The following is a 20,326-nucleotide window of genomic DNA, read 5'->3' as shown; positions in this document are numbered from 1 at the left end:
CGCCTTATGTCCGGCATCTGTCCCACGAAGCGCAAGATAAAGGGCTGCCTGCACAGCGGCCACTCTTTCTCCATTACCCTGATAATCGCGGCCTCTTTACGGTGCAGGATCAATATCTTTACGGTGCAGACCTCTTGGTGGCGCCGGTCATCGAGCAGGGGGTCGAGGCGCGGCACGTCATCCTTCCGGGCGAAGGGCCGTGGCGCCACTGCTGGACCGGCGAGGATTTCGCCGGCGGCATCCACGATATCCCTGCGCCTGTCGGCATGCCACCGGTATTTTACCGGCCGGACAGCGCGTTTGCACCGCTGTTCGGCGAGATGGCGGAGGTATTGAATCGATGAGCGAGCGGTCGAACATTCGGGACGTGGCCGCAAAGGCGGGTGTGGCGGTAAAGACGGTGAGCCGCGTGCTTAATGGTCATCCCTATGTGAGCGACGAAACGCGGCGCCGGGTCGAGACCGCGATGGCGGAACTCGATTTTCGCCCGAGCGTCGCTGCCCGTATCCTTTCAGGCGCGAAGTCGAACCAGATCGCGCTGATCTATGACAATCACAGCCCCTACTACATGTTCCAGATCCAGACAGGCTGCTGGCAGCTTTGCAAGGAGCGAGGGATCCGCCTGCTCGCCCAGCCCGTCGATGTCGCCGACCCGTGCGTCGGTGACCAGGTGCGCGGACTCGTGACCGAAACGCACGTCGACGGAATCATCCTGTCCTCGCCGGTCACCGATTGCGAGCCGGTCCTCGCAGCGCTTGAGACGCTGGACATTCCGTTCGTGCGCATTTCGCCGGGAACGAACCATTCGCTGACAAGCTCGGTCTTCATGGACGACGCGCAGGCCGCCGACGATATGACGACGCACCTCATCAACGCGGGCCACCGGCGGATCGGATTCATCAAGGGGCACCCGAGCCACCGCGCGTCCGATGATCGCCTCTATGGTTATCGCCGCGCGCTCGACCGTGCCGGAATCGCTTTCGAGCCCGGGCTCGTTTGCGACGGTGAGTTCGATTTCGACAGTGGCGTTGCTGCCGGACGCTTCCTGCTCGGACTCGACAATCCTCCGACAGCCATTTTCGCGGCAAACGACGATATGGCGGCGGGTGTGCTCGCAGTCGCACACGATCGCGGAATCGACCTCCCGTCCGAGCTTTCGGTGGCGGGTTTCGACGACACGACCTTGTCGCGAACCGTCTGGCCGCCGCTCACCACCATCCACCAGCCGATGGCTGAGCTTGCCCGCACCGCGACCCGTATTTTGATCGAGGGAGGCGATATCAGTCACCACCGTCTTCCCCACACCCTCGTCGAGCGCGCTTCGGTCGCTCCGCCAAACAGGACCAATATATGAGCCTTTTGTCTGCCCCCCCTGTTTCCCGCCCGCTTGGAAACAGCGGAATTTCGATTTCGTCCATCGCGTGGGGGATGTGGCGGCTTGCCGAGGGCGAACGCACCGCAACCGAAGCGGCGCGTCTCGTCCACGCCGCGCTCGACGCGGGGATCAACTTTCTCGATACGGCCGACATTTACGGCTTTGACGGCGCGCAGGGTTTTGGCGATGCCGAGGCGCTGCTGGGCGACGTACTCGCCAATGAGCCCGCGCTGCGCGATCGCATGGTGCTGGCGACGAAGGGCGGCATCCGTCCGCCGCTCCCCTATGATCAGAGCGGCGAGTATCTGGTCGAAGCGATCGATGCATCCTTGCGGCGGCTGCGCACTGACTTCGTCGATCTTTGGCAGGTCCATCGCCCCGATATTCTGACCCACCCGCAAGAGGTGGCGCGCGTCCTCGACGATGCGGTCGCGGCCGGCAAGATCCGGACGCTTGGTGTCTCCAACTTCACCCTTGCGCAGACTGACGCGCTTGACCGATTCCTGGGTAACAAGCTGGTTTCGACGCAGCCCGAAATCAGCCCGCTTCGTATCGATTGCTTCGAAAATGGCGAGCTCGATCACGCGATGGCGCACGGGATTGCAGTACTTGCATGGTCGCCGCTCGGCGGCGGCCGACTGCTAGCGCCGCAAAGCGAGCGCGACAAAGCGGTTGCCGCCGCATTGGACGGCGTCGCCGAAGCGCAGGATGTGTCGCGCGAAATCGCGGCTTACAGCTGGTTGATGGCTCATCCGGCGGGAATTGTGCCGATCGTCGGATCGCAGCGCGCCGAGCGAATCCGCGAGGCGGCGAGTGCGCTCAACGTCCGCTGGACGCGCGCCGAATGGTATAATGTGTTGGTTGCAGCGCGCGGCGCCCCGCTGCCCTGAACATGGCGGCGCGGGACAGCCGCGCCGGCCACGGTCCTGCGTCGCGCGGCGCGTGGGAGATAGAGAGGAAAGAATATGACCCAGCAGCAATGCGAAATCGCCTGGTTCTCGGCGCTGTGCGACGACGACTATGAATTTTTGGGCGTCTCCGACCCCTATCTGCGCTCAAGCTGGGAGCATTGCCGCAATATCGTGCTCCGCGCCGAAGAGGGCGGATTCGACAATATCTTGCTGCCTTCGGGCTATCAGCTCGGGCTCGACACTACGGTCTTTGCGGCCGCCGTTGCGACGCAGGTGCAGCGCATGAAGCTGTTGTGGGCGACGCGCATCGGCGAAGACTGGCCGCCGCAGCTTGCGCGCCGTATTGCGACGCTTGACCGCATCCTAGGCCCCAACGCGGCGGGCACCGGCGGAAGGCTTAACGTCAACATCATCTCCTCGGACATGCCCGGCCAGCAGCTCGCTGGAGGGCCGCGCTATGCACGCGCGACCGAGGTGATGAAAATCGTGCGCACGCTGCTCAATGGCGAGGCGCTCGACCATGACGGCGAATTTTATCAGCTGAAGCTCGAGCCGCCGCGCATCACGACGCTTTCGGGCAAGTGCCCGCCCTTCTATTTCGGCGGGCTGAGCCACGAGGCGCGCGAATGCGCTGCCGAGGGCTGCGACGTCTATCTCATGTGGCCCGACACGATGGACAAGGTGCGCGAGACGATCGCCGATATGCGCGAACGCGCGGCGCGCTTCGGGCGCACGTTGAAGTTCGGATATCGCGTCCATGTGATCGTGCGCGAAACCGAGGACGAGGCCCGTCATTACGCCGACCGGCTGCTTTCAAAACTCGACGAGGCAACGGGCGCCGCAATCCGCGAGAAGTCGCTCGACGCCAAGAATTACGGGGTCCAGCGACAGGCGGAACTGCGTAGCGCGGCGGGCGGCGACGGGTTCGTCGAGGAGAATCTGTGGACCGGCATTGGCCGCGCCCGCTCGGGTTGTGGAGCCGCTATCGTTGGTACGCCCGACCAGGTGCTCGCCAAGCTTCGCGCCTATCAGGCCGAGGGGATCGAGGCGTTCATCCTGTCGGGCTATCCGCACGCGCAGGAAGCCGACCTGTTCGCACGCCATGTGTTGCCGCACATCGCGCACGCGCCGCTCGAGTTCCGGTAACGGAGCGCGCGAATGTCCGCCGACATCTTTGACATTGCGGTGATCGGCGGTGGCATCAACGGCTGCGGTATCGCCCGCGATGCCGCGGGGCGCGGCGCGCGCGTCCTGCTGTTCGAAGCAAATGACCTTGCGAGCGGGACGTCCTCTGCCTCGACAAAGCTCATCCACGGCGGCCTGCGCTATCTCGAACATTATGAGTTTGGTCTCGTCCGCGAGGCGCTGTCCGAGCGCGAACGCCTGTGGGCGATCGCGCCGCATATTGTGAGACCGATGCGGTTCGTCCTGCCGCATGTTGCGGGCCTGCGTCCGCGCTGGCTGATCCGGCTGGGCCTGTTCCTCTACGACCATATCGGCGGGCGAGCGCGGCTGCCCGCGACCGCAACCATCGACCTGCGCAAGCATGTCGCAGGGCGGGCGCTTCAGGACGGGTTTGCGGCAGGTTTTGTCTATTCGGATTGCTGGGTCGATGACGCTCGGCTCGTTCTTCTCAATGCGCGTGATGCCGCCGACCGCGGCGCTGAAATTCGTACTGGATGCCGCGTAACGCGTTTCGAGCGCCAGGGCGATCACTGGACTGTCGATACGCCCGCCGGCCAGTTTCGTGCGCGCGCCATCGTCAATGCAGCGGGGCCCGCGGCGGTCGACGTGTCGGGGCTCGGCGATGCGCCGGTCGGCAAGCGCGTGCGGCTCGTACGCGGATCGCATATCGTCGTCCCCGCGCTGTTCGCTCACGACTATAGCTATTTTTTCCAGCTTCCCGACGGGCGCATCTTTTTTGCCATCCCCTATGAAGGCGATTTTACGCTGATCGGGACGACCGACCGCGACCATGACGGCGATCTTTCGGATATCCGAGCCTCCGACGAGGAGGTCGCTTATCTGTGCGAAGGCGCGAGCCGCTTTTTTAGGAAAAGCGTATCCCCGGCCGATGTGGTCTGGACCTATTCGGGGGTGCGCCCTCTTGTCGACGATGGATCGGACCGTCCCGAGGCGGCGACGCGCGGCTACAATCTCGACCTCTCTCCCGAAGGCGACGGCCCGGCGCTGCTGACCATCTTTGGTGGCAAGATAACGACCTATCGCCGCCTTGCCGAAGACGCGCTTGACCTGCTTACGCCGCGGGTTCCCGCGATAACGCGGACCCGCTGGACGGGCGACGCGCCGCTTCCTGGCGGAGATTTCGCGATCGATGGTTTCGCGGATCTCGTGCGGTCGCTGCGTGCGACCTTTCCCTTTCTCGAGGCGCATTGGGCCGAGCGTCTCGCGCGCAGCTACGGCACGCGAACCTTTGGGATCCTTGCCGGAGCGTCGCGGCTCGACGAATGCGGGCGCCATTATGGCTTTGGACTGACCGATCGCGAGATTGGCTATCTCGTCGAACAGGAGTGGTGCAAGACAGCCGACGATCTTCTCTGGCGCCGGACCAAGCTTGGCCTGCACCTTGACGCTGCGGCGCAGCAGGCGCTGGCGGAAGCCTTTGACGAAAGGAAATGTGCGTGAGCATCAACATTGTCGCTATTGGCGGCACGGTGTCGCCGATCAGCGCGACCGAACAGGCGCTTGGCGTTGCTGCGGCGCGGGCGACGGCGCAGGGCGCGCACGTCGACCTGTTCGGCGGCAGCTATTTGGGCGCACTACCGCATTATCGGGGTCCGCTCCACGGCCCTGAGGATGGCATAAAGCTTGTCGAGGCTGTACGGAACGCCGACGGCATATTGATTGCAGCGCCCGGCTATCACGGTACGATTTCGGGGCTGGTGAAAAATGCCCTCGACTATCTCGAGGAACTGGCGGGCGATGTGCGTCCCTATCTCGACGGACGGGCGGTCGGCCTTATCGCGACGGCCTATGGTGACCAGGCGACGATGAGCACGATGCAAACATTGCGCAGCATCGTTCACGCGCTGCGCGGCTGGCCGACGCCGATGGGGGCGACCGTTCGCACCTATCGAGGGCTCTTTTCGCCCGACGGCGAATGTCTTGAGGACAGGGCTCGGCTTCAGCTCGAACTCGTCGCCGACCAGCTTGTCGCGGGCGCCAGCAGCTTTGCTGCCGCGCGAAAGGCAGCTTGATGCCTGACATCGAACACGCTCTCGAAGCGCTGGCGCAGGGACGCATCATCATCATCACCGGCGATCGGTTGCGCGGCGGCGACATCGATTTCGCCGTTGCCGCACGGCATGTTACGGCAGATGCTATCAACTTCATGGCCAGTCACGGGCGTGGGCTCATCTGTCTGACGATGCGACCCGAACGTGCGGTTCGATTGGGCATCGGGCTTCTCAATCCCGGTGCGGAGCGCCAGTCGGGCCGGCCGTTCGGCCGTTCGATCGAGGCGCGCCATGGCGTCGAAACCGGGATTTCCGCGGCGGATCGCGCGCATACGGTCCGCGTTGCGACAGCGCCCGAGGCAACGGGCGACGACCTCGTGTCGCCCGGACACGTCTTTCCGCTGATCGGGGCGCCGGGAGGGGTGCGCGAGCGCGCGGCCGCCGCTGAGGCGTCGATCGAGCTTTGCAACCTTGCGGGTGCAGGCGACATGGCTGTGATCTGTTCGATCATGCGCGACGATGGCGAGATGGCACGGATCGACGATCTTGACGATTTCATCGCCCGGCATGCGATTCCCGTCGCCGACATCGGCGCGCTGATCGACCGCATTGGCTAGTTTGCGCCAATTGGGGGAAGGGCGATGATCGATTCCGGGCTGAAAGACGAGCGGCTGTTTCTGGTGCTCGACGAGGGAACGACGTCGACGCGCGCAATCCTTTATGACGACCGCGGGGTGCGTCGCGCCATGTCGCAGGCCGAGCTTACCCAATATTATCCGGCGCCCGGATGGGTCGAGCACGACGCTGCCGAGATTCGCGATCGCACCATCGAATGTGCGCGCGAAATGGTAGCCGGGGCTGGCGGCGCTGATCGCATCGCTGCGATCGGCATTGCCAACCAGCGCGAGACGATCGTCGCCTGGGACCGGACGAGTGGCGAGCCGGTCGGCCGGGCGATTGTCTGGCAGGATCGCCGGACCGCGGTGCAGTGTGCGACGCTTCGCGACGAGGGGCATGAGGCGCTCGTATCCGATAGGAGCGGTCTCGTACTCGATCCCTATTTTTCGGCGACAAAGATCGCCTGGGTGTTGGCAAACAATCCGGAGGCACGCGCGCTCGGTTCCCGGCTAGCGGTCGGCACAGTCGAAAGCTGGCTGGTCTGGAATCTGACGGGCGGCCTTCATATTAGTGACGCGAGCAACGCAAGCCGCACGATGCTGATGAACCTCGACAGCGGCCGGTGGGACGATGATCTGCTGGCGCTTCACGGCGTGCCGCGCAGCATATTACCTGAAATTGTCGATTCCTGTGGCGAGCTTGGTTCGACAAGCGCCGACATTTTCGGTGCGCCGATTCCTGTCTGCGGGCTCATCGGGGACCAGCAGGGCGCGATGATCGGGCAGGCATGCCTTGCTGACGGTCAGACGAAGGCTACGCTTGGCACCGGAGCCTTCATTCTCAGCAATACGGGCGATCGGCCGGTCCGAAGTGCCCATCGCCTGCTCGGTACCGTGCTCGCGCAGGTCGGGGGTAAACGCTCCTACGCGCTCGAAGGATCGATCTTTGTTGCGGGAAGCCTCGTTCAGTGGCTCCGCGACAAGCTCAGCATTATCAAGGATGCGTCCGAAACCGAAGCGCTGGCACGGTCCGTCGAAAGCAGCGGCGGCGTGACCATTCTTCCGGCGTTGTCGGGGCTGGGCGCTCCCTATTGGCGCGCCGAGGCGCGCGCCGTCATCGCCGGCCTCACGCACGGCACGGGACGCGCGGAAATCGCGCGCGCTGCGCTTGAATCGATCGCGCATCAACTCGACGATCTCAAAACCGCCTACGCAGGCGATGGCTGCCACTGGAATCGGCTGCGGCTTGATGGCGGGATGAGTGCCAATAACTGGGTTGCGCAGGATATTGCCGATATCCTCGGCCTCGGCGTCGAACGCCCCCACGACGTCGAAACGACCGCTCGCGGTGCAGCGATGCTCGCGGCGGTAGGGATTGGGCGCTTCTCTTCATTGATCGAGGCCGCCGATATGTGCGGCCAATCGGACCGCTTCGATCCCGTCATCAAGGAGGACGTCAGGCGCGCGCGCCTCGCCGACTGGCATCGTCTGGTCGCCCAATAGGCGCGATGCTCGACGATGTGAACGATTGAAGGGTCATGCCGGTAGGCGAGGGGCGCTCCAGCGAGCCCGTCGGCAAATCGAACCCCATTCTTCGCCAGGCTGTCGGCCGAGAACCTGTCGCTTTGCATTTGGTGCAAGTCGTTATCGCTGCCCTGTAGCCTTCCGTTGTCCGCGTCTCCCGCTGGTGGCCTTGGAGCTGGCTATCCGATATCGTGAAGGGTTCGGGCGCCGCCAGGTCCAAGGCACGAGCCCGCTGACGCCTTGTCACCGGCTTGGGGAATTTTCGATTTTCGTCGCGTTCTGGTGGGAGCGCGACCGGTTCCGGGATGCACGGATCGCGATGCCGTCGGGTTGCTTTGCAGCATGTGGAACCGGCGATGATGGCCGGGCATGAGGTTATGATGCAGTCTCGACCTGCCGCGCTCGAGCCGCAGAACAAAACCGGCGCTCTCATCGGCGAATATCGTGCGATTTGCAATCATTGATCAGAGCCAGGCGATGACGGTTGCGGCGAAGGCGGCGGCGGAGAAGAAGGCCTTCGGGCACCGATCATAGCGTGTTGCGACGCGCCGCCAGTCTTTGAGGCGGCCGAACATGATCTCGATGCGGTTGCGGCGTCTGTAGCGGCGCTTGTCGTAAATATCCTGGCTGGAAGTCCCGCCGGCGGCTAATCCGACCGATGACGTCCGTGCCATCGGTTGCCAGCTTCGGGTATGATTGATAGCGTTCGGCGGCATGGGTAGATTTGTCTTTTTACTCAGTCGTGCGGGGCCCCTTTGGCGTTTTCTCGGAAGCGGTCTGTTGCTGATGGTAGCCGCAGCGACGACGCCCACGGCTTCCGCCTGCGGCACGGACAGCGGTATTCTCATTCGCCATGTTCGATTGATCGACTTTTCCGGAACTGAGCCGAGAATAGACGACAACCAATCGGTGTTGGTCCGGGGCGCGCAAATTGTTGCCGTTGCTCCATCTACCGATCTCGAAGCTTCTGTTGGCGACCGGATTGTCGAAGGTGGCGGCCGGACGCTGGTTCCGGGTCTCGTAGACATGCACGTTCACATCTGGGACGAGGCTGAACTTGGAGCTTATCTTGCCTCCGGCGTGACAACAGTACGCAATATGTCGGGCATGCCCTTCTTGCTCGAGATGCGGGATAGCATCGCAGTAGGGGCTTTGGCCGGTCCGAAGATCTTCACAACGGGGCCAATCCTCAACAGTCGTGGCCCCAACGCCCAACTCAATCATCAGATTGTCGAGACTGCGGACGAAGCCCGAGCAGCAGTGCAGGCGCAATATGACCAAGGCTATAGGCGGATCAAGGTTTACTCGAACCTCAACGAGCCTGCCTATTTGGCAATTCTCGACGAGGCCGCGCGGCTGGAAATGCCCGTCACGGGACACACACCGGAAGGTCCGCGAGCGCGCGGCGTCCCGCAGCAGCGCCCCTTCGCGATCGATTTTGCCGATATCGTCGACGACGGTTTCGAGACGATCGAGCATGTCGAGTCGATTGTCTGGCATGGCTTGAGAAACAGGCATGATCGGGTCGCGGCAAGGGCGCTGGCGCGGCACATCGCAGCGCAATCCGTTCCGGTCACACCGACACTCATCGCATTTGCCAATTTATCGCGCATTGCCGACACGCGGGGCGCACATCTTCACCGAGCCGGAACCGAAACGCTCAATCCGTTCATCGGCTCGACCGAAATGGAGCAGTTCGCGCGATGGTCGTCAGAAGATAGCTCGCGGGCGCGGGAGCAACTCGCCTTTTACCGCGACTTCACCCGGATACTCTCCGAAGAAGGCGTGCTGCTTGTCGTCGGCTCGGATGCAGGCATCGCAACCAATATTCCCGGCGTCGCGCTCCATGACGAGCTTGATTTGCTGATCGAATCAGGTCTCACGCCGTACGAGGCCATTCGGGGAGCGACCGTGAACGCCGCGCACGTGCTGGGCAACGGCACGTCTGTTGGCCGAATCCGACCCGGCTATCGTGCCGACCTGCTCCTTGTGGACGGTGACCCGCTGACGCAGATCGATGTCCTGCGACGTCCCGTTGCTATGGTGGTCGATGGCCGCCTTTTTGACAAAGGCGATCTGGACGATCTTTGGCAATCAGCCGCGCGGACTGACGCCGACCGTACTGCGCGCAACGTTCTCGGCGCGATGGCCGCGCAGGGGACTGTTGTGGAGGTTCCGAACTGAATTGCTGTCGGCTAACTTTACGGCTGGAATGATGGGTTGTGTTTCCTAAAGCCGCCTAACCGCTATCGTTTAGAGTTTCGGACGCCGTCTGGCGGCGGAAAGTCGGTGGTGCCCGACCCGCGGTGGTCATGGGCTGAACTATTGGGAAAGAGGCTTTGTGCCGGTCGTGGGGTAGCCAAGTGCCGCTCAAAACGGACGTGTACGATAGTGGACCGTCTGGATTTGGATCGCGAAGGCGGACGTGGGAAAGGCGCGCGGGCACGCCGTTTCTGCGTTGTTTCCCGGCACTTTAAGTTTGGACCAATGCTGTCCTATCCTGCTCAACGTCCCAACAGACGATCAACTCGGGCTTGTTTGACGCGTTAGACCGGGCCGGCGGTTCGCTGTCGCCTGAACCGCAGAGGCTGTGGCGCTCTATTGGGCAAGCCATTTCTCGGCGCTGTCCGCTTCGTTCATCTCGAAACTTCTGATCTCGATCCCCGGGATCAGCGCTCCTTCGATTGCCGCGGCGTTCCGCAGCCAAGCGGAGTCGCTGAGCACCGCGCATTTATCGAATTTACCGAGGAGGCCGAACAATTTCGGGAGCCGGGTCATTTCGACGCCGATCGCTCCCAGCGTCGGCCACGAAAAGTCCGAGATTCGGTATAGCATGCGTCCGTGTTCGATGCCCTCCGACTGTTCGATCAACTCGTCGAGGGCTTCTCGCATGCTGTCGGCATCGAGCTTTCCGGACAATTCGATATCCATACGACTGGCGGACACTTTGACGATGTTGAGCATGGTTGAATCCTCCGGCTGGCGGGGCGTCGGACGGCGACGCGAGCACGAACAGCGCAGGCGAGGACGGGTTGCCGCCTTTCTTTCATCATAGCGATGACAAACGCACCGTCAAATTGCGGCGGCCGTTTGGCGAATTCACTTGCACGAGCGTTCGATTGTGATCGCTCATGGCACGAGCACTGCGGCACCCTGCAGACGGCCGTGCCGTAAGTCGGCAAGTGCGGCGTTGGCGGCGGCCAGCGGATATTGCGTCGCGTGCGTCCGTACTTCTCGGTACGGCACACCCCGCAGGCATGGACCGCAACGAGGATCTCGCCGGGACCTGGAACGGGCATTGCGCGCTGTTCGCGACGCAACGGGACATCCGGCTCCTCGCACACCATCACATCACAATAACGCGGTTCCGATCTCGACATCCTGATACCTCATGATTTTCAGTATCGTACATGCTATTACAATATCAGAAAAATTATAGGTAATCCATGTGTTGATATTTGTTGAACAGATATAAGTATAGAAAGAGAAAGATAAGACATCTAAACAATCCTTCCTTTTGTCTCTAAATTTTGCTATCTGGATTATATTCGGATGGACTAGGGCGTCACGAGCAGTGATCGACTGGAGAACTTTGTCGATTACGGAATTCTATCTCGCGAGCCATGGAGTCGCCCAGCCTGCCTTTACGCGCTGGTGGCGTTTTGTTCTGCGAGAGAAGGTCATCATCCATCACCGGGCCTCCGATCGCTCGACCGGCCGCGCAACAGGAGGGAATAATGCGCAGTATTCTTCTGCATATTCACGATGACGATTGCCTTGAGCCGCGCAGGCAAGTCGCGCTCGATCTCGCGCGTGCGTTCAGCGGGCACGTGACATGTCTGCAGTCGGCCCCGATCGAAGCCAGCTACGGTGACTATTATGGGACCGCATTTGCGCAGGTAATGCCGATCATCGAGAAAGGTTCATCCGCGCTTCGCAACCGTGTGGAGGGGGCAATGCGGCAGGAGGATGTGCCATGGAACTGGGTGTTCGAAAATTTCGATGCCTATGGCGCGATCCGTCAACACGCCCCCATGCATGATCTGTTAGTACTGGGAGCGTGCGACTTTCGTAGAGGGAGCAAGGGGTATTCCGCGCTGGCGGCAGATCTTGCAATCGATCTGCGTACACCGGTCATGCTGGTCGGCGAAGACTCGGGTGGGTACGATCCTGCCAAGCCGATCGTGCTTGCCTGGAACGGGTCGGCAGAAGCCGCCAACGCCATGCGCGCCGCGGTACCGTTGCTCGCGATGGCGTCGAAGGTCATTGTCGTCACGATCGAGGAAAAGGACGATCACTGGCGAGTTCCGGCCACTGCAGCAGCGGCCTATCTGTCGAGGCACGCCATCGCGGCCGAAGTGGCCGAAGAACCTGTCTTGAAAACAGGAATTGCGTCGACGCTGCGCCACCTTTCTGACCGCTTGGAAGCGGGGTTGATTGTCATGGGCGCCTACGGGCGAACACGCTTTCATGAACTGGTGCTGGGCGGCGTCAGTCGCGACATGTTCAGCAATGTGGCGACGCCCCTGTTCCTGGCGCACTGATCTTCACTTCGGAAAGAGAGAAGCAATGGCAAACATGTCGCAAATCAAACGAGGGTTGGAGAATCAGCTTGCCGAACTTCAGGCGCGTCTTGCCCGGATTGCGGAGGACCTTGCCGAACCGCTCAACCCGGACTCTTCCGAACAGGCGGTCGAGATGGAGGATGACGCGTCGCTTCAAGGCCAGGGAGCATTGATCACGCGGGAGATCGCGTCGGTCGAGCGAGCCTTGGCGCGAATTGACCAGGGCAGCTATGGGGAGTGTGTGCGATGCGGCGGAGACATTGCGCCGGAGCGGTTGGAAGCACGCCCCGAGGCCGCACTATGTATTGCGTGCGCGCGGCGCGAGCAGCATTGAGATTTCGCCGCATCGTCGGACAATGCGGCGAGGAACATTTGACTAATCGCGTACGATGAGGACGTCGCACGGCGCGTCGCGCATGATGGCATGCGCGTTCGAGCCCAGGATACGTCGGCCGATTGTCGCTCTCTGCGCCGCGACGATTATCAGATCGGCACCGATATTTGTCGCGATCTGTGTCACTTCGCTCGCAACATTTCCGGTGGGCGGGAACACATCTGACAGATGGGCGGCAAAGCCATGATCCATGGCGATTTGCCGCAACCAATTCTCGGTTTCGATAAACTCATCGGCCTCCCATTGCGGCGGGAGGTGACGGACATAGGATTCGGGGAGCGATAGGCGCACATGGATCAGCGCAATCGACGGTCCCGACGCATCCACCAGCGTCTTGCAGCGCCGACCGATCAGATCGGTTCCGATAGGGTCTGTCCTGTCGATCGCCGCCAGCAGCCTCTTATACATTTTTGCCGCCTTTCCATAAAGTTCCGGGCCAACTCTGCAGTAACCTTCTTCAGGACTCAGTAGCCGGCCGCATTGCGCGGATACTCTGCGAGGCAAGCTCCTCATCGATGCCGAATTCGGTCAACAGCGTCTGCGCAAGCCGCAAACTCCCCTCAACCGTCTCGGGTATGGCGACGTTCGCGCCTTTTTCGAGCAACCTTTGTGCGTGGGCCGTGTCGCGCGCGCGCGCAAAGATCGGAAGCAGGGGGGCGATGCGGTGGATCTCGCTCGTAAGATTTTCGGTGGCATCCTCGTCTGCAATTGTCACGACGACCGCTGCTGCACGGTCCAGTCCCGCCGCGCGTAGCGTATCCAATCGCGATGCGTCGCCGACGCGCACCGGGCGGCCGGCCGAAGCCGCCGACCACGCCAATGGGGAATCGCGGTCGATTGCAACATAGCGAAGACCCTGCCTGTCGAGTATCTCGGCGATCGTTTCGCCCACGCGCCCGTAACCGGCTATGATGACATGGCCGTCGCATTCGTCGCTCGACACAGTGATCATATTTTCGTCGGCCGTCGGCTTCGCCCAGGCATTCGATACCCTTCGCGCGATTCGGTCGAGCGCAGGCGTCGCCACCATGGTCAGCCCGACCACCATGAGCATGAACTGGCCGACCGGTGCGGGCAAGAGGCCGACCGTCACCGAAAGCCCGACGACGAGAAACCCAAACTCGCCGGCCTGCCCCAATAATATCGCGACTTCCGCAGCGCGGTGGCGCGGCAGACCCCAGACCAAACACAGCCCAAAGTTGATCGTGATTTTCAGAAGTATGAGGCCTGTTGCCGATGCGACAATCCAGGCCGGATTGTCGATCACAAGGCGCCAGTCGATCCCCATGCCGACCGACATGAAGAACAGGCCGAGCATGAGGCCCTTGAAGGGTTCGATGTCGACTTTTACCTGATGTCGGAACTCGGTTTCGGCGACGAGCAGGCCTGCGAGGAAAGCACCGAGCGCCATCGAAAGACCAGCATAGCCGGTCAGCGCCGCCGTGCCGATGGCGAGCACGAGCACAATCGCCACAAAGGCCTCCCGGCTGTTTGTGCCGGAGACGAGGCGCAATAGCGGGCGCAGCGCAATCCGGCCGATGATGTAGATCAGGCCGATGGCCGCTAGCGCTTGAAGCAGCGCTAGTGTGAAGCCAAGCGCGATATTGCCAATCGCAACGGTACCAAGCACGCTCACGGCGAACAGGATCGGGACGACGGCCAAATCCTGCATCAACAGAATGGCGAAGGCCGCGCGTCCCGATGGCGTTCCGAGCCTTCCGCTCTCAATCAGCAGATGGGTGACGATGGCAGTCGACGACAGCGCCAGGCAGGCGCCGAGGATGATAGCGGTTGCGGGGCTATTGCCCCACAAAAAGGCTATTCCCCCGATGACCATTCCCGTGGCGATGACCTGCGCACCGCCGAGGCCGAAGACCTGGCGCCGCATCGCCCACAAGCGTTGAAGCGAAAGCTCGAGTCCGATGACGAAGAGAAGGAATATCACGCCGAGTTCGGCAAAAATGGCGACACCCTCGAGGTCGGTGATCACAAACCAGGAGACCGCGTCGATCTTGTCGGCGAGAAGGCCAAGACCAAAGGGGCCGATTACGCTGCCGATAAAGAAATAGGCGATCACCGGACTGATTGCCCGCTGCAGCAGCGGCACGATCAGGCCCGCGCTTAGAAGGAAAAGCAGAACCTCCCGAAGATAAGGAATGTGGACCGGAATCTCCATTCGCAGATGCGCTCCTTCTTTCTCAGCATAGGAAGTGTGACAGTGACGACACAAGTTTCTTCAGTGCAGGCTCGGGCCGGGACGGGTCAGGACTCAAACCCTATTCACCAAGGAGGAAGCTTGCATATGCGCCGAATAGATAGGTCATCAGCAGCGAAAGGCTTATCCAGCTAATGGTCCCGCGTATGCGGCTGTCGGGCCTGAACAGCAAGGCCACGATGAAAATGCCCGACATGATGACGGCGGCAAAGGCAGTGACAGCGTGGGCGCCGGATACAGAGGACAGCAACGGCCCTGAGCCGTAGACGAGATCGTCGATGGCGATCGCAAGAACATCGAACAGATTGCTCCCGAGTAGATTGCTGATTGCCATGTCGATTGCGCCGATTCGCAAGGCACTGAGGCTGACCACAAATTCGGGGACTGACGTGCTGGCCGCGATGAGCAGGGTGCCGACGAAGGTTGTCTGCCATCCCATCGTCTCGGCAAGTTCGACGCCAATCAGCGGAAGCCAAAACCCGGCTGCGATCACCACGGATGCGGCGGCGACATAGCGCCGCGCCGCCTGTCCCAGCGTCAGCCCTGCACCGACATCTTCTTTCGCAAATGGGCGCGTGACGCGCCGCTGGTAATCGAACGAGGCGCGCATGGCGACGAGATAAAGCAGGATCAGGAAAGGTGTGAACAGGCTGATGTGCAGTACGCGGCCATCGAGGCCAGCTTGATTCAAGAGGATCGCGGCTCCGACCGTACCGATCATGATCACGCCAAATCCGGCCGTCAGAATATGGCCCTGCTCGATGCGTCGGTAAACGGGATGCGTGCGTGACAACTCGTCGAGGAGCACGAGCATCAGGAGATTGAAGATGCAACTGCCGAGCGCGTCCCCCACCGCAATATTTGGCGCATCGGCAACCGTTACTGCGCTCACGCCGGTGATCAGCTCGGGGAGCGAAGTGGCGGTTGCCAGCAGCGAGAGTCCTACCCAGGTGCTCGACAATCCGGTGAGCTCGGCAATCCGATGCCCATATTTGACCAACTTGGGCCCTGCCACGGCGATTAGCGCCGAGCAGAGTGCAAATTTTATCCAGACGGACGCTACATCCATGGAGCTGCCCTTGGGTTGGCGGATATCACAGCAAGCCTGACAACATAAGCGCGACGCCGGAAACAGCTCCAATTGCCGGGACGATGCGGGGGATGGAAAATTCGGCGGCCGGCGCTGTTGTCCGGCTTTTCAACCGCAGGAGCGCCAAGTTTACGAGGATGAATACGATGAGAACAATCTGCGATGTCCGTTCGGCGAGCGTTTCGATGGGAAGGGCTTGCGTCAGCACGGCGATAATCAGCACGACCAACGCCGTTGCGACGATTGGCGTCCTCGTCAGCGGTGAAATCGCGGAGAGTTGTCGAGGAAGGTGGCCACCGCGCGCCAGCCCGAAAAACACGCGGGAGGCCATGATGATCTGGATCAGAATTCCGTTCATCGTCGCGACGATCGCGATGACCACGAACAGATCGCGCAGCAGCGTCGGCGCATCTGCGAACACCAGCGCCAGCGGCGCTGCACTCCCCGCCAGTTCGACCATCGGGACGCTCAGGATCACGGCCGTCGTCGTGGCCGCATAGAGCAGGGTTGCAATCACGAGGGTCAAGATAATCGCGCGTGGATAGGTCCGCGCGGGCTCCTGCACCTCTTCGGCCACATTGACCATGTCTTCGAAACCGACGAAGGCAAAAAAGGCGAGCAGCGATGCGGCGCCGATCCCGGCCCATGTGTCTGAGCTGAAGTCAGGAACCAGGTCTGCAGCCGCTGCACCGGTTGATCGGGTGCCAGCAAGACCCCAGCTTATGACGAGCAGCAGTCCTGCTATTTCGACAAGCGTTACGATTGCGGCAACCGTCACCGACTGTGCAATCCCCCATGCCGCTAGCAGGCCCATGGCAACCACTACAGATATGGCGAGCACCGACACGGGGAGGCCTGTGATTCCCTGAAGATAGGCCCCCGCCCCGATAGCGATGGCAGAAGCCGATACAATTCCCGATAATGCCACCAGCAGGCCCACAGGCAGTGTCAGCCGCCGCGTTTCGAATCCGGCTTCGACATAAATGGCTTCACCTGCGCTGACCGGAAAGCGGCCGGCAAGCTCGGCGTAGGAGAGCGCGGTAAAGGCGGCGACGACAGCGGCGATCAGAAAGGCGAGGGGGGCGTGCGTGCCGGCATCCTCGGCGGTCGCGCCGACGAGAACATAAATCCCGGCTCCAATGGTGACGCCAAGCCCATAAAGCGTCAGCAGCGGCAAATTCAATGCACGCAGAAGGGTGGGCTCAGAAGGCTCGGAATCGAAGTTCCGGTCGGTGCCAATCTGGTCCAACGCGATTGCTCTCCCATGTCTATCGAGCCGCACCGACGGCCGTTCCCGGTTCGCGCTCAGTGGGCGAGGAGCAATGCGAAGCGCCCGCAACGCACGAGATATTGCGTCGCTCCTCCGAAGATGGTCTCGCGCATGCGATGGTGGCCAAAGGCACCCATGACGATCAACTCGGCGTCCATCGCCTCAGCCTCTTTTTCGATGCGCTCTTCGGCCTTTAGTCCGACCCGCTGCGCCACTCTGCTATTCGCCTTGATGCCGCGGCGCGACAGGAACAACAATGCGTCGTCGGCGGACGTTCCCGAAGTCTCGCCAACCGAAAGCAGCAGGATTTCGCGGCTGGCGCTGAGCAGCGGCAAGGCACCGCGCAGCGCGCGGGCGGCCTCGTCACTGCCGTTCCAGGCAATGAGCATTGGTGCATCGGCGGGGATCGCTTTCGAATGGCCGGGAAGTGCGAGCACGGGAGCCGGCGTTGCAAGCGCAAGATCGGCCGCCAGCATTGCCGGTCGTCTGCGATCATCCTTCCCCGCCTCGGGAAGGCCCACGATCGCGAGGTCTGCCAATATAGCGGCGCCGGCCAGAGACGGTATCACACCGTCGCGTGCGCCCAGAATGTCCCACGACAGATCGTCAGCGTCGAGGCGCTCGCGTAGGCGCGCATCGAGCAATGCGTCGTCCTGTTGCGCCTTCGCAAAGGCCTCGGCCGCAATCTGGGCGCCGCCAAAGGGGTCACCGACCAGATATTGCTGAAACGGCGTTGCAATCATCACCGAGAGATGAGCGCCATGGCGCTTCGCCAATCCTATGGCGGCATCCAGCCGCCTGTCACAGGCTGTATCATGGTCGGCATGAACGAGGATGCTGCGCATGATTATCTCTCCCTCGCCATGAGTATAGCATGGAACGCATCGATTGTCGGTCGGGGCAAGTGATGGAAGTCGTAAGATTTGCTGTGTCTACAAGGAGCTTCTTGATTGCCGTGCGGCAACCTCGCCAGGGGAGGTTGCCGGCGCCGCGCGGTCAGCGGCCAATATCGACATCGACACGGGCTCTCTATCCTGATGGACGATATCCCGCATGCGCTGCCCACAGGAGCATGTTTTGATTATTGAAAAGCATGTTTGAAGTTTGTATATTCAGTTCTCCAAATTATAAATGATGTATAATACATCATAGAGGGGCTGAATGATCACATCGCAACAAATGCGGGCTGCCCGTGCCCTGCTGGGGATCGATCAGCGACAGCTTGCCGAGTTGGCGGGTTTGTCGCTCCCGACGATCCAGCGAATGGAAGCATCGGATGGTCAAGTGCGCGGTGTTGTCGACACGCTCGTGAAGGTGATTTCGGCGCTTGAGACCGCTGGCATCGAGTTGCTCGGTGAGAATGCGCCGAGCATCGGAACCGGACGTGGCGTCCGTTTCCGCGACACTCTCGTCCCGTCGAGCGAACCGCCCGACAGGTCCGGACGATCCCAGCTCTCGCCCCGCTACGCGGGCAAGTCCGGCGTGCAGTGAGCGCGCGAAGCCTGACACCCAAGCTGTTGAGCGTGTGGCGCGAGGGCTATTCCTTCGCTACCTTTCGCGCCGATGCGCTTGCCGGCCTGACGGTTGCGATCGTGGCGCTGCCGCTTGCGATGGCATTGGGTATCGCAAGCGGCGCGTCCCCCGACAGGGGGCTCGTCACCGCCGTGGTCGCGGGCTTCCTGATCTCTGCTCTTGGCGGGTCGCGCGTCCAGATCGGAGGGCCGACCGGTGCGTTCGTGGTCGTCGTCTTCAACGTAATTGCTGCCCACGGCTATGACGGATTGCTTATAGCGACGCTGCTGGCAGGACTGATCTTGATTGCCGCGGGCGCGCTCGGCCTCGGGCAAATGATAAAATATGTCCCGCATCCAGTGGTTACCGGTTTCACGGCAGGCATCGCGGTGATCATAGCCTCGAGCCAGGTCAAGGATTTCCTCGGCCTTTCGGTCGCCGAAGTGCCGGCGGACTTTCTTGCAAGGTGGCACACCCTTTTGGAAGCGCTCGACACGTTCGATCCAGTGACGCTGGCGGTCGGCATCGCGGCACTGACAATCATCGTCGGCCTGCGAAGACTGGCACCACGGTTCCCGGCATTCCTGATCGCGATCGTGGCGACGTCGGCGGCCGTCGCGCATTTTCGACTGCCGGTCGACACCGTAGGCACAAGCTTTCCCGGCATAACCGCCGGTCTGCCGGTGCCCTCCATTCCCGATCTGTCGCTCATGCGCATCAGCGCTTTGCTGCCTTCGGCCTTCACCATCGCCTTTCTCGCCGGAATCGAAGCATTGCTATCGGCCGTCGTAGCCGACGGTATGGCCGGAACCCGGCATCGCCCGAATCAGGAACTCGTTGGACAGGGCGTCGCGAACCTCGGTTCGGCTCTGTTCGGCGGACTTCCGGCAACCGGTGCGATCGCGCGAACTGCGACCAATATCCGATCGGGAGCAAGAACGCCCGTCGCAGGCATCGTGCATGCAATGGCGATTCTGTCCTTCATCCTGTTTGCCGGGCACCTCATGTCCTTTGTGCCAATGGCGTCGCTCGCGGCGATTCTTTTCATCGTGGCCTGGGGCATGAGCGAGCATCGGCGGTTTCTGCTACTGCTCCGGATGCCCAACAGCGACAGGGCCGTGCTGTTGCTCACCTTCATATTGACGATATCGGTCGACCTGACGGTCGCTATCGCGGTCGGCGTTACGCTGGCTTCGCTTCTCTTCATGGCGCGGATGGCGGAGGCGGTGGAAGTCGGGCGCGGCATGCCGACCGAGTCAGGTCGCGACGCCGAGGACATCGACCAGCGCGATGATCTGCCACCGGGGGTTGAGGTATTCCGCATTGCTGGACCCTTCTTTTTTGGCGTGGCCGGTGAGTTGCTCGACACGCTTCGCCGGCTCGGCGAGGCACCACGCGTCATCATCCTGCGTATGCGGCTCGTTCCGCTGCTCGATGCCAGCGGTGCGCAGGCAATCGCGGACTTCGTTGATCAGGCTTCGGCTGCGGGAGCATATGTCATCCTGTCCGGCGTGCAGTCGCAACCAGCGGCAATTCTTGCGCGCATGCGCCTTGGGGAGGGTGCGAGCCGGTTATTCTATGCCTCCGATTACAAAAGCGCGCAGGCGCTCGGTATCGAACTGGCGGAGATTGCCGAAATCTGACGGCGCTGGCCGC

Annotated in this window: 19 protein-coding genes and 1 pseudogene; 13 read left to right on the top strand and 7 right to left on the bottom strand. The window is 61.8% G+C overall.

Going from position 1 to position 20,326, the window contains the following annotated elements; all coding sequences use genetic code 11:
- Nucleotides 1-101: 101 nt before the first annotated feature.
- The 8 genes from JI743_RS15375 (at nucleotide 102) to JI743_RS05520 (ending at nucleotide 7,603) form a co-directional block, all read left to right on the top strand.
- Nucleotides 102-344, top strand: a complete 243-nt coding sequence (locus tag JI743_RS15375; RefSeq protein ID WP_369076737.1) for a glycoside hydrolase family 31 family protein — start codon at nucleotides 102-104, stop codon at nucleotides 342-344.
- A complete protein-coding gene (locus JI743_RS05550; protein WP_201926702.1) occupies nucleotides 341-1,354 on the top strand; it encodes a LacI family DNA-binding transcriptional regulator in 1,014 nt (337 codons plus the stop codon). The genes JI743_RS15375 and JI743_RS05550 overlap by 4 nt, the downstream gene beginning before the upstream one ends.
- Nucleotides 1,351-2,265, top strand: coding sequence for an aldo/keto reductase (locus tag JI743_RS05545; RefSeq protein WP_201926700.1), 915 nt, complete (start codon nucleotides 1,351-1,353; stop codon nucleotides 2,263-2,265). The genes JI743_RS05550 and JI743_RS05545 overlap by 4 nt, the downstream gene beginning before the upstream one ends.
- 75 nt (nucleotides 2,266-2,340) lie before the next feature.
- Complete coding sequence (locus JI743_RS05540; RefSeq protein WP_201926698.1) at nucleotides 2,341-3,432, top strand: LLM class flavin-dependent oxidoreductase; 1,092 nt, start codon at nucleotides 2,341-2,343, stop codon at nucleotides 3,430-3,432.
- Nucleotides 3,433-3,444: 12 nt separating this feature from the next.
- Entirely contained in the window at nucleotides 3,445-4,932 is a 1,488-nt protein-coding gene (locus JI743_RS05535) for a glycerol-3-phosphate dehydrogenase (RefSeq protein ID WP_201926696.1), read from the top strand.
- The gene (locus JI743_RS05530; protein ID WP_201926694.1) at nucleotides 4,923-5,504 is read left to right on the top strand and encodes an NADPH-dependent FMN reductase; all 582 of its coding nucleotides are present in this window, start codon (nucleotides 4,923-4,925) and stop codon (nucleotides 5,502-5,504) included. The genes JI743_RS05535 and JI743_RS05530 overlap by 10 nt, the downstream gene beginning before the upstream one ends.
- Entirely contained in the window at nucleotides 5,504-6,100 is a 597-nt protein-coding gene (locus tag JI743_RS05525; protein ID WP_201926692.1) for a 3,4-dihydroxy-2-butanone-4-phosphate synthase, read from the top strand. Before JI743_RS05530 ends, JI743_RS05525 begins: the two co-directional genes overlap by 1 nt.
- 24 nt (nucleotides 6,101-6,124) lie before the next feature.
- On the top strand, nucleotides 6,125-7,603 hold the full coding sequence (locus JI743_RS05520) for a glycerol kinase (RefSeq protein ID WP_201926690.1): 1,479 nt from the start codon (nucleotides 6,125-6,127) through the stop codon (nucleotides 7,601-7,603).
- A gap of 485 nt (nucleotides 7,604-8,088) precedes the next feature.
- On the opposite strand, the pseudogene JI743_RS05515 reads toward JI743_RS05520, so the two are convergent.
- Nucleotides 8,089-8,241: pseudogene (locus JI743_RS05515) on the bottom strand (transposase); the annotation flags it as partial.
- Nucleotides 8,242-8,338: 97 nt separating this feature from the next.
- On the opposite strand from JI743_RS05515, the gene JI743_RS05510 reads away from it, so the two are divergent.
- A complete protein-coding gene (locus JI743_RS05510) occupies nucleotides 8,339-9,808 on the top strand; it encodes an amidohydrolase family protein (RefSeq protein ID WP_201926688.1) in 1,470 nt (489 codons plus the stop codon).
- Nucleotides 9,809-10,222: 414 nt separating this feature from the next.
- Here JI743_RS05510 and JI743_RS05505 read toward each other — a convergent pair whose 3' ends face one another.
- Nucleotides 10,223-10,588 (bottom strand): SpoIIAA family protein, encoded by a 366-nt coding sequence (locus tag JI743_RS05505; protein ID WP_201926686.1) that lies wholly within the window; start codon nucleotides 10,586-10,588, stop codon nucleotides 10,223-10,225.
- A 773-nt stretch (nucleotides 10,589-11,361) separates the two neighbouring features.
- Here JI743_RS05505 and JI743_RS05500 point away from each other — a divergent pair.
- Nucleotides 11,362-12,168 carry a universal stress protein gene (locus JI743_RS05500; protein ID WP_201926684.1) on the top strand — a complete coding sequence of 269 codons (807 nt, stop codon included), beginning with the start codon at nucleotides 11,362-11,364 and terminating at the stop codon, nucleotides 12,166-12,168.
- 25 nt (nucleotides 12,169-12,193) lie between these two features.
- A complete protein-coding gene (locus JI743_RS05495) occupies nucleotides 12,194-12,523 on the top strand; it encodes a TraR/DksA family transcriptional regulator (RefSeq protein ID WP_201926682.1) in 330 nt (109 codons plus the stop codon).
- A 42-nt stretch (nucleotides 12,524-12,565) separates the two neighbouring features.
- Here JI743_RS05495 and JI743_RS05490 read toward each other — a convergent pair whose 3' ends face one another.
- From JI743_RS05490 to JI743_RS05470, 5 genes are all read right to left on the bottom strand, one after another.
- Nucleotides 12,566-12,991, bottom strand: coding sequence for a universal stress protein (locus JI743_RS05490; RefSeq protein WP_201926680.1), 426 nt, complete (start codon nucleotides 12,989-12,991; stop codon nucleotides 12,566-12,568).
- 49 nt (nucleotides 12,992-13,040) lie between these two features.
- Nucleotides 13,041-14,759 carry a cation:proton antiporter domain-containing protein gene (locus JI743_RS05485; RefSeq protein ID WP_201926678.1) on the bottom strand — a complete coding sequence of 573 codons (1,719 nt, stop codon included), beginning with the start codon at nucleotides 14,757-14,759 and terminating at the stop codon, nucleotides 13,041-13,043.
- A 100-nt stretch (nucleotides 14,760-14,859) separates the two neighbouring features.
- Complete coding sequence (locus JI743_RS05480; RefSeq protein WP_201926676.1) at nucleotides 14,860-15,867, bottom strand: sodium:calcium antiporter; 1,008 nt, start codon at nucleotides 15,865-15,867, stop codon at nucleotides 14,860-14,862.
- Between the two features lie 25 nt (nucleotides 15,868-15,892).
- Nucleotides 15,893-17,137, bottom strand: a complete 1,245-nt coding sequence (locus JI743_RS05475) for an APC family permease (RefSeq protein ID WP_201926674.1) — start codon at nucleotides 17,135-17,137, stop codon at nucleotides 15,893-15,895.
- Between the two features lie 56 nt (nucleotides 17,138-17,193).
- Entirely contained in the window at nucleotides 17,194-18,003 is an 810-nt protein-coding gene (locus tag JI743_RS05470) for a universal stress protein (protein WP_201926672.1), read from the bottom strand.
- 316 nt (nucleotides 18,004-18,319) lie between these two features.
- Here JI743_RS05470 and JI743_RS05465 point away from each other — a divergent pair, with 316 nt between their 5' ends.
- Both JI743_RS05465 and JI743_RS05460 read left to right on the top strand, forming a co-directional pair.
- Nucleotides 18,320-18,649: a helix-turn-helix domain-containing protein gene (locus tag JI743_RS05465; RefSeq protein WP_227339906.1), complete on the top strand. Its 330-nt coding sequence runs from the start codon at nucleotides 18,320-18,322 to the stop codon at nucleotides 18,647-18,649.
- A complete protein-coding gene (locus JI743_RS05460; RefSeq protein WP_201926670.1) occupies nucleotides 18,646-20,313 on the top strand; it encodes a SulP family inorganic anion transporter in 1,668 nt (555 codons plus the stop codon). Before JI743_RS05465 ends, JI743_RS05460 begins: the two co-directional genes overlap by 4 nt.
- Nucleotides 20,314-20,326 lie beyond the last annotated feature (13 nt).

This window comes from Sphingopyxis jiangsuensis, from assembly GCF_016734905.1.
Taxonomy (GTDB): Bacteria; Pseudomonadota; Alphaproteobacteria; order Sphingomonadales; family Sphingomonadaceae; genus Sphingopyxis; species Sphingopyxis jiangsuensis.
This window is presented reverse-complemented; position numbering and strand designations above follow the sequence as displayed.

Excerpts from the sequence above, each read along its gene's own strand:
- JI743_RS05550 (WP_201926702.1), top strand. The coding sequence starts at position 341 with ATGAGCGAGCGGTCGAACATTCGGGACGTGGCCGCAAAGGCGGGTGTG.
- JI743_RS05545 (WP_201926700.1), top strand. The coding sequence starts at position 1,351 with ATGAGCCTTTTGTCTGCCCCCCCTGTTTCCCGCCCGCTTGGAAACAGC.
- JI743_RS05540 (WP_201926698.1), top strand. The coding sequence starts at position 2,341 with ATGACCCAGCAGCAATGCGAAATCGCCTGGTTCTCGGCGCTGTGCGAC.
- JI743_RS05535 (WP_201926696.1), top strand. The coding sequence starts at position 3,445 with ATGTCCGCCGACATCTTTGACATTGCGGTGATCGGCGGTGGCATCAAC.
- JI743_RS05530 (WP_201926694.1), top strand. The coding sequence starts at position 4,923 with ATGTGCGTGAGCATCAACATTGTCGCTATTGGCGGCACGGTGTCGCCG.
- JI743_RS05525 (WP_201926692.1), top strand. The coding sequence starts at position 5,504 with ATGCCTGACATCGAACACGCTCTCGAAGCGCTGGCGCAGGGACGCATC.
- JI743_RS05520 (WP_201926690.1), top strand. The coding sequence starts at position 6,125 with ATGATCGATTCCGGGCTGAAAGACGAGCGGCTGTTTCTGGTGCTCGAC.
- JI743_RS05510 (WP_201926688.1), top strand. The coding sequence starts at position 8,339 with ATGGGTAGATTTGTCTTTTTACTCAGTCGTGCGGGGCCCCTTTGGCGT.
- JI743_RS05505 (WP_201926686.1), bottom strand. The coding sequence starts at position 10,588 with ATGCTCAACATCGTCAAAGTGTCCGCCAGTCGTATGGATATCGAATTG.
- JI743_RS05500 (WP_201926684.1), top strand. The coding sequence starts at position 11,362 with ATGCGCAGTATTCTTCTGCATATTCACGATGACGATTGCCTTGAGCCG.
- JI743_RS05495 (WP_201926682.1), top strand. The coding sequence starts at position 12,194 with ATGGCAAACATGTCGCAAATCAAACGAGGGTTGGAGAATCAGCTTGCC.
- JI743_RS05490 (WP_201926680.1), bottom strand. The coding sequence starts at position 12,991 with ATGTATAAGAGGCTGCTGGCGGCGATCGACAGGACAGACCCTATCGGA.
- JI743_RS05485 (WP_201926678.1), bottom strand. The coding sequence starts at position 14,759 with ATGGAGATTCCGGTCCACATTCCTTATCTTCGGGAGGTTCTGCTTTTC.
- JI743_RS05480 (WP_201926676.1), bottom strand. The coding sequence starts at position 15,867 with ATGGATGTAGCGTCCGTCTGGATAAAATTTGCACTCTGCTCGGCGCTA.
- JI743_RS05470 (WP_201926672.1), bottom strand. The coding sequence starts at position 18,003 with ATGCGCAGCATCCTCGTTCATGCCGACCATGATACAGCCTGTGACAGG.
- JI743_RS05465 (WP_227339906.1), top strand. The coding sequence starts at position 18,320 with ATGATCACATCGCAACAAATGCGGGCTGCCCGTGCCCTGCTGGGGATC.